Genomic DNA, 8,561 nt, shown 5'->3' with positions numbered 1-8,561 from the left:
AGCAATTGGTTGAATATCACCAACTCGGTTACTTTCGATCGAGAGATTAGTTAAATCAACTAATCCAGCCAGAGGTTTAATATCGCTAACTCGATTTTTTCTAAGTGAGAGACTAAGTAAATCTAATTCAGCAAGAGGCTTCAGATCGCTAATTTGATTATCTTCAATAGATAGATAAATCAAATTCTTCAACCCAGCAATCGGTTTTAAATCGCTGATTCGATTGCGATCGATCTGAAGTCTAATCAAATTATTCAATCCAGCAATTGGATTGAGATCGCTAATTCGACTATCGTTGAGATTAAGATCTTTGAGACTCCTCAGTCGCAGTTCGGCTTGCTGACAATCATTAGTTTTAACTTTTTCTAGCATTACATCGATCGTATTCCTAGCATCCGCCGATACAGCTTGTTTTTGTTGACACCACCAAGCAAAACTTTTTGAATTTGCTTGCTGTTGGGCATTAGCAATCGAAATCGATCCGATCGCTAATAACCCTACCGTACCAATCGTTCCTAAAAAAATCTTCATTTTACTATTTACTATTTACTATTCCCTATCCCCTATCCCCTATCCCCACCAATCGCAATCGCGCCAATAAATCATCTCCAATCGGCTTATTTGCCAACAGTTGATGTTTGATGTCTCCCCACCGGACATGTGCTTGCTGGGGGTCGTTTTGACGGGCTAGGAGTGCGATTTCGGGAATGTGGGGAGAAACTAGCACTTCTAGGGGTGTTAATTGTCCCAAACTGCGGGCATGATGGTATTGGGGAGATCGAGTTAAAGCGGCTTCTAATCGATCGATAATCTCGGTTATTTCTAGATTCGTACGATCGAGTAATAATACGTAATGTTCTTGCGGTTGTCGAGCGGGAACTAGGCTCTGAAAATTGGCTCCCAGATCGCCCAGACTGGCGATCGCATCCCCGACAAATTCAGATTGAAGTTTTTCACCAACTAGGTCGCTAATCGATCGATCTCGCCCGACAAATTCCAAACAAGGGGTATTGAGATAGTAATGCGTAACTCGCACGCGATCGCCAATTTTGTATCGATAAAGTCCGCCCAGTTGAGAGATAATTATCGTGTAAATTTTGCCAATTTCTAATTCGGTTAATTTCCTAATCTGATGTGTAGAATCGATAAATTCAAATAACACGCGATCGACGATCGGCACGCAACCCCGCGCGGCGATGAGCGGAATTGTCATCGGTGCTTCGGTGGCTAATAAACCTTTACCTTGAACTAATACCTGTGGAAATAGCGATCGTAAATAGTCAGCGCGATCGGCAGCATTAGCATTATCCCAACAAGAAATTAGTTTTAATTGCGGCCATAATTGCATCCAGGGAATTTCTGGCTCAGTTAAAAGCTGCGATCGATCTGCCGAGATTTTGCCCGCTAATTCTGTCCGCAAGCGATCGCGGTGAGTTGCGATATAATCTAAATGAACGGTGAGAAAGCTCGGACTCCAAATCGAGATAATTTCGAGATTTTCGGCAACTAATAATGCCGAACATAATTGGTGTTTGAACTCCGCTGCGGATAACCGATTTACTCCCGGCACCGAAACTAAAAATGGTCGCAGAAACCATCGCAGCCAGCCATCTAAATATTCCGAATCGTCAGCTAATCCGGGTGTCTCATTCGATGCCGATTGCCCTAATTGTGGCGATACGCAAAAATACACGCGCCCGGTAGTAAATTTACAACCATTAGTAATTAAATCGTGCGCCCAAATGCCAAACATCGCACTAAAAGATTGCCGCAAAGATTTGGTATATGGAATCCATTTAGCAGCACTGCTACTTCCCGATGTCCGCTCGTAAAAAATAACTGGTTCGGGACTGAGCAAGTTAATTTTTGCCGCTCTTTGTCTATCGATCCAAGGAGCGAGATCGGTGTATTCTACGATCGGAATTTCGTCCCAAGCAGTCGTTTCAGAAATACCTAAAGATTTACCATATTCACTAGCCAACAAGCTCTTGAAAATCTGCCGTTGCACTCGTTCTTGAGCGAGTTGTGGCTGCTGGAGATCTGCCTTAAATCGTCGTGATGCAGGTGCGAGTAGCTTACCGAATAGATCGATCGTCCAGCGCATTATGTCGCCTCCTGATTGGGATAAACATGGGTGAGAATGGGCAAAAATGTCCCATCTTTAACTTGGGCACCCGCCCCCAATTGCGATCGGGCACCTAAAAATACATCATTGCCGATCTCGATTTTTTTAACGTATAACATCAGATCGGATTTTTTAGGTTTAATAATATGAGAAACCAGCGTAACTTGATAGCCAAATATCACTCGATCGCCGACAATAATTAAACTGCGATCGGCAATTTCCAACTGAGATGTCCAGTAAATATCTCGCCCAATCTGTGCGCCCCACAACCGCAACCACACCGAGAATACGCCAGGAATCAGCCTGAGTAATGTTTCTAATGCGGGGAAAGCAATGTAAATAGATTGAATTTGATGGCTGCCCCACCAGGGACTATAATTATCGCCGCGTAAATAGCTGATGCCTTCGGCAATTGGATAAAAATAACCGTGTAAATAATGAGTTAATAATGGCAATCCATATAACGAAAATGCGATCGCGAGTACGCTGAAGATGCTCGGTGCGACGCACAGCCAGTAAACAGATGCGCCAGCGGCTAGCAACACTAACGCCGGGAAGAATGCCAGGAAGGTACTGAGTAAGGTCATTTTCTAAGCAGTTGATAAGGATCGAACAGTTGTTGACTTAAAGATAAATCAGTGGGGGTACCCAATCGGTCGGGCGGTATGGCACGATCGTAGTAAGTACCGTGGATTCTATCCCAAAATTTAAAATTGGCTCCAAAATTGCAGTGTTGTTGCGAAATATTTACCTCGGCATGGTGCCAAGCGTGGTCGAGGGGTAGAATTAGCCATGGGCGGAGGAATCGATCGAGCGTCGGCGTGGGATGACAGCGGCTATGTCTCCATAAATCGAGAGCTGAAGTGAGGCTGGCACCTAAGATATACCAAGTAGGATCTACTAATAAATAGATAAATAATCCATGTATCCACAAATAAACGATCGCAAAACTCGTCCATAGGGTATTGCGGGAGGTGCCTAATATATCCATGTCGGTGACGGTGTGATGGACGAGGTGAGCGCGCCACAGCCATTTAGTATGTAATAGTCGATGGTTCCAGTAATAGAGATAGTCTACGCAAATAAAGCTCAGGCTCCAGGCGGCGAGTGGATGTAGTTGCCAACTGGCTCGATCTAGGGGCAATATGTAGTGATAAAGTTGAAAAATAACGGTGATTTGCAGGAGGGGAATGAGTATGCCCTGCATGAATAAGCCTGTAAGATCGATCGTCCAGGCGGCGATTGATTTGTGTCGCCATGCGATTTGTCCTTGGGGCTGGCGGAGGTTCCAGCCGATTAAGATGATAAATGTTAGGAAAATAATCATAGGTTATTTGTAATAAGCGGGGCGGTAAGCGATATATATTAGTGGGTTGCGATTTTTGCTGGTGGGGGCAGAACCCGGATCTGGGGGTTGTCTTGATGCGCTAAACCGTTGGGGAACCCAACGAGCGCGCATCGCTCCGACCCCCAGCCCCCCCGTTGAGAGGCGGAACGCCGCCCCTCAAACTCCCCTGCGTAAGGGTCAGTCAGTGGGTGTTGGAGTGGGTTTTACTACATTCCCAGGATAGATTTTAGGCGGGAGATACTAAGGAACGATCTCTGAATAACTGGTACTCCCTTCCCGCTCAAAGACTATAGATTAGCTTTTGCCTTATGCCCTCTGCGCTCTCTGTCTTGATGCACTAAACCGTCGGGGAACCCGACGAGCGTGCATCGCTGCGTCTCTGCGGTTAAAAAAAGATCTCTGACAGTAATTAGGATAGAAGTATTATCTATATTCTTCTGGTGGAAAGGGAGTAAATCGAATCTCTAGAGTATGGAGAGATTTGTCGGTGTACATTAGAAGGCAATGGGGCTGTTCCTACACCCAAAAATCAACTTTTACCGATCGATCTGGCAAGAGCCTCGGATCTTTACTGTTGGCGATTTCTGTCCGAATTGATTCGACGAAAATATGGATGGTATCGGCGGGTGTGTGGCTGAATTGTTGACCGTATTTGGCGATCGCAGCCTGTTGAATGCCGAGAATTTTGATATCTTGATGGATGATATATTGTGCCGTCCAATGGATGAAGGGGCGGGCGATGTGGTTCCAGATGCCATAGTTGTAGGTTACATCGGTGTAGACTAGGGTTGAGGTTGAGGATTCGGGGACGGATTGACTGGTAATAAATATTCGTCGATCGCGACCGAGATTGTATTCGACGCTGGTAATATTGGGCATGTGGAAGCTGTCGGTATGGTGGATGCGATCGCCACTAGGATTTAAGAACCGTGCGTACCAACCGAGATTGGTATTCTCGTTTGCGTATTCGACAAATACCGTACCCTGTCGCCTACTCACAGTCATGGCGATTTGTTGGTGGCGGGTTGTCCTAAATATGCCGGGATGGACAAAGGCGGTGTGGGGAATATCGATGAAGTTTTCGGCGCAGTTGGTGACGTTGTTGTTAAACCGATTGATGACGCGCACGGTTGCCCATTGGGGTGCGCCATAATAAGGCATGGGGAAGGGGTCGAATTCGGCGGTGGGTGATGAGGCTGGCTCTGTCAGTCGGACGTAAACGTAGCCGTCGCGTTCGCAGGTATCGTAGCGAGGGGTGCGGCGATCGGTGGCATTTTGCCAGTTCTCGCCCTCGGCGGGGATGGCGACCACTTTGCCCAAATTATCGTAAACCCAGCCGTGGTAGGGGCAATGAAGCTGTCCCTGGCAGACTTTTCCTGCAGACAATCGACTGTTACGGTGGGCGCAGCGATCGCGCACGGCTACTGGTTGTCCTTTTGCGTCGCGAAATATTGCCAGCCATTCATCTAATACGGTGCAACTGAGGACTCGATCGGGTTGCAGTCGATCGCTGGGTGCTACTATGTACCAAAAATCTGTAAACTTCATATATCGATCGTCTCATTAAAAATAGCAAATAACCTAGCTCCCGCAAATTTTGGAGGTTTTATGACAATTGCTAACGCTCCCACTATGTCTGTCGAGACTCAACCCTTGCTACTCGATGTCAGCAATACAACTCTGATTGTTACACCAGAACAATTCGAGCTGCTATGTATCAATAATCCCGATTTACGCTTGGAATTAACCCCGAATAAAGAACTAGTTGTTATGGCTCCAGCAGGTGGCGAAAGTAGCGAGAAGAATGGAGATTTGTTCGGAGAAATTTGGTACTGGAATCGACAAACTAATTTAGGTAGAACATTCGATTCATCGGGTGGATATGACTTTACCGCGATTGGTGGCGGACAACTATCGCCAGATGTCTCTTGGATTGAGAAGTCTAGATTGGAGGGAGTAAACATCGTCAGATTTATTCCAGTAGTGCCCGATTTTGTCATAGAATTACGCTCTGCTACGGATAATTTGAAACCATTGCAACAGAAGATGATTGAATATCAACGGTTGGGCGTGCGACTAGGCTTGCTCGTCAATCCCAAAAATAAACAGGTGGAAATCTATCGACCCGAACAAGAGCCAGTAATTGTAGAAAACCCCATATCAATCGACTGTAATGAAGTCATGCCAGGTTTTAGCTTGAGTATGAGTAGAATGTGGTAAGTTGATGTTATGGTAAGATCGTGTTAGATATCCAAAATTTCAATATCCCCAATCACAATAATTTGACAAGCTAATCTTGCTAGCGGATTGTTGGGGGCGAAGATTTCTAATATTTCGCGCTCGTCGGGATCTGGTGAGGAAGTATCGCCACGGATGGCGACTAGACAAGTGCCGCAAATACCCGTACGACAGCCAAATAAGACGGGGGAATTGTGGATGGTGAGGCTGTCTGAAAGTAGAGAATTACTGGTGACGAAAATTGCGGCTCGATCGGTATTGGGGAAACTAATTTGGTGTTGACGATCGCTCATAGTTCTTGTTTTAAAGAGTGCGACCAAATTGACGGTTCTAGTTGGTTGGCGTATGCCATATATTCGACGATCGGCCGATCGATCGGTAGTAATAGATTGGGTGTAAACTGGATATTGTCATAAATTTGACCGTCTTCGCCGCGTAAGAAGTAATAAGCTAGTCGGGTACATAACAATAAAAATTGAGAGACGATCCACCCCCAAATCCCCGAACGTTGGGCGGTGATGTAAATTGGTTGAATGCGGGTGCTGCCAATTGCGATCGGGGTATAGGCATAGAGCATATATAACGGCGGTAAAAGTTTGACGTTTTTCATAATTGTCAACAGCCCCAAACAGCCATCGGCGTAGCGCATTGAGTAGGTATAACGATTGCCCAAACATGTCCGCAAGAGCCGTTCGCCGCGCGTGGTAGCGGGTAATTCGCCCTGGAGCGTGAAATCGATCGAATTACCAGTAGAGCGCAAATCTAGGGTCATATCGATGTTTAAATTGTGTACCGTCCGCAGATGTTGAGCGTCGATGCCATTCATCATACAAATGTGATGGTGACAACTGCGCTCTAAGGGTCGATCGGCGATACTGACTACGGTGCGACCTTTAAGTTCGTCAAATTCCGCTACGCGGTTTGGTGCCTGAAGATCGGGATAAATCCAGATAAAACCATACTTTTCATCCGTGTCGTAAGCCTGGAGCTGGGCGCGGGCGGGAATCTCTGACTGACAGGGAATATCTTGGCACTCACCATCGCCGCTAAATGCCCAATGATGGAAAAAACAGCGGATATTATGACCATCAACCCGCCCGATGCCTAAATCGGTGCCCATGTGAGGACAATAAGCATCCAAAGCGCGAACGCGATCGTCATTGCCCCGAAATAGTACTACACGCTGCCCGCAAATATCGATCGATTTAACTCGACCGCGATCGAGTTGGCGGCTGGAAAGAGCAATATACCAGCCTTTGGCGATCGTCTCCCAATTATTAAATACTCGATCGGTTGTAACATTCATGCGATCGTGTTTTTTGTTGTGGATAGTGGATAGTGGATAGTGCTAGGTTTTATTCTTCAACCCAACCTTAGATCTAAAAGGGGAAATCCCCTCCTCGGAGGGGTGCCCGTTGGCGAAGCCTTTCCGAAGGAATTAGGGCGGGGTGGGTAGATCTACGCAACTGGCACAAATTAACTCTTGGCATACCCTCTCAAGGCGCGCCGCTGGGTGGCAAGATACTTAGGAATAGAATTCGCCCCCATGAGGGACATTTCCTTATTCGTCGCCCAGGCATAATCGACATCGGCTAAATAGGCTTTATACGATGCCATTGCTTCGGCGTGGGTTTGGTGGCTGTTGTGCAATCCCTCCGACTCCTCGGTAAAACATCGATGGAGCATAACTTCGATCTCAGCCTCATCCATCCCGAAAATATCCGATCGCAATACCGATGAGATCGCGCCATACATGGCAGGATCGTACCAAAAGATGCCATTAATCGCCGCCGAAAAATGATAGTGATCTTGCTGACAGCCGCGCAAGCCTAAATTTGCCACCATCCGTTCGTATTTCGTCGGTGGGGGCAGACATTTAACAACTTCATGAGAAAGGATCGTCGAACTGTTGAAATGAAAACTCTCATCCAAAAAATGATAATAAGAGATTTTGGATGGAATCGGCGATCGATCTGGATCGGGATGTTGTTGGTGGTACTTACTCAGTTTGTGCTGTACCAGTTTGCCATTGAGGGTTCTTACGCCCCGAACTGTAAAATATTGACAGGCTAAAAAAGCATTATTCGCCGAAATTAACCCAAAATATTGGAGTTGAATTTTTTTCCACCATTGGCGCAAAGCATTAGTATCGGCGAACACCATCGTTTCGGTAAATGGCCCACGCATGGGATATGTAAAGACGCGCTTGCCGAATAATACTTCTTCTACTTGTTGAGAAACAGTCCGAAAAGCATTGATATGAGCGCGTTCCTGAGCGGATTCTAGATCGAGCATATCGCATACCGATCGAAAATCCTCTTGAGCATACAATCCCGCCGCGCTAGTTTGATTGAAATAAATCGTGGCAATTTCGGCGGAGATAATTTGGGAATAATAGGCAACCCAGTATAAATGGTTGAGTTTAATCCGTTGGCTGGCTGTCGATTGCTCCCACAGGGAAGTGCCATACATTAACGAAAATTCTTCGGGATTCCAGTATTCGTCTTGGCAATCGGCATAGCGGAAATCTCTAGCGGCTGCGTCGATGTTCTCGGTTTGATCTTGCTTGCGGTTGCGAGTGTGATTGATGTGAATCTTGCGACAAACCTGCTGGTTATCGCTGAGGAGTCGATCTTGGGGTCTGAGAATGGTGTTATTCATGGTGTTGAAAATCTCCTATGGTGGTGTCGAAAAGTCCAATTTTTCTGGGGTTATGGCGGATCGAGTCGGATAGACTTCGTTTTGAGATCTGAATCCCCCCTAACCCCCCTTTTTAAGGGGGGAACTGGATCCGGAAGTCCCCCTTGGAAAGGGGGATTTAGCGGCGTTTTTATTCGGGGGGAACCCCCG

9 protein-coding genes are annotated in these 8,561 nt (G+C 46.4%); 1 reads left to right on the top strand and 8 read right to left on the bottom strand.

The genetic code is table 11. The features are described 5' to 3' along the window. From RMO79_RS00450 to RMO79_RS00430, 5 genes are all read right to left on the bottom strand, one after another. The coding region (locus RMO79_RS00450; RefSeq protein WP_310481072.1) for a leucine-rich repeat domain-containing protein at positions 1 to 531 on the bottom strand (531 nt) is incomplete at its 3' end. Between the two features lie 25 nt (positions 532 to 556). Next, complete coding sequence (locus RMO79_RS00445; protein ID WP_310481071.1) at positions 557 to 2,104, bottom strand: GH3 auxin-responsive promoter family protein; 1,548 nt, start codon at positions 2,102 to 2,104, stop codon at positions 557 to 559. Further along, positions 2,104 to 2,712, bottom strand: a complete 609-nt coding sequence (locus RMO79_RS00440) for an acyl transferase (RefSeq protein ID WP_310481070.1) — start codon at positions 2,710 to 2,712, stop codon at positions 2,104 to 2,106. The genes RMO79_RS00445 and RMO79_RS00440 overlap by 1 nt, the downstream gene beginning before the upstream one ends. Then, entirely contained in the window at positions 2,709 to 3,452 is a 744-nt protein-coding gene (locus tag RMO79_RS00435) for a sterol desaturase family protein (protein ID WP_310481069.1), read from the bottom strand. Before RMO79_RS00435 ends, RMO79_RS00440 begins: the two co-directional genes overlap by 4 nt. 537 nt (positions 3,453 to 3,989) lie before the next feature. After that, positions 3,990 to 5,021 carry an aromatic ring-hydroxylating dioxygenase subunit alpha gene (locus RMO79_RS00430; protein ID WP_310481068.1) on the bottom strand — a complete coding sequence of 344 codons (1,032 nt, stop codon included), beginning with the start codon at positions 5,019 to 5,021 and terminating at the stop codon, positions 3,990 to 3,992. Between the two features lie 60 nt (positions 5,022 to 5,081). Here RMO79_RS00430 and RMO79_RS00425 point away from each other — a divergent pair, with 60 nt between their 5' ends. After that, positions 5,082 to 5,693 (top strand): Uma2 family endonuclease, encoded by a 612-nt coding sequence (locus tag RMO79_RS00425; protein WP_310481067.1) that lies wholly within the window; start codon positions 5,082 to 5,084, stop codon positions 5,691 to 5,693. A gap of 23 nt (positions 5,694 to 5,716) precedes the next feature. On the opposite strand, the gene RMO79_RS00420 is transcribed toward RMO79_RS00425, so the two are convergent. The 3 genes from RMO79_RS00420 to RMO79_RS00410 form a co-directional block, all read right to left on the bottom strand. Next, a complete protein-coding gene (locus tag RMO79_RS00420) occupies positions 5,717 to 6,004 on the bottom strand; it encodes a 2Fe-2S iron-sulfur cluster-binding protein (RefSeq protein WP_310481066.1) in 288 nt (95 codons plus the stop codon). Continuing rightward, positions 6,001 to 7,017, bottom strand: a complete 1,017-nt coding sequence (locus tag RMO79_RS00415; RefSeq protein ID WP_310481065.1) for an aromatic ring-hydroxylating dioxygenase subunit alpha — start codon at positions 7,015 to 7,017, stop codon at positions 6,001 to 6,003. The genes RMO79_RS00420 and RMO79_RS00415 overlap by 4 nt, the downstream gene beginning before the upstream one ends. Before the next feature lie 170 nt (positions 7,018 to 7,187). After that, complete coding sequence (locus RMO79_RS00410) at positions 7,188 to 8,372, bottom strand: P-aminobenzoate N-oxygenase AurF (protein WP_310481064.1); 1,185 nt, start codon at positions 8,370 to 8,372, stop codon at positions 7,188 to 7,190. Positions 8,373 to 8,561: the final 189 nt, after the last annotated feature.

Source organism: Chamaesiphon sp. VAR_48_metabat_403 (genome assembly GCF_031422475.1).
GTDB lineage: Bacteria > Cyanobacteriota > Cyanobacteriia > Cyanobacteriales > Chamaesiphonaceae > Chamaesiphon.
This window is presented reverse-complemented; position numbering and strand designations above follow the sequence as displayed.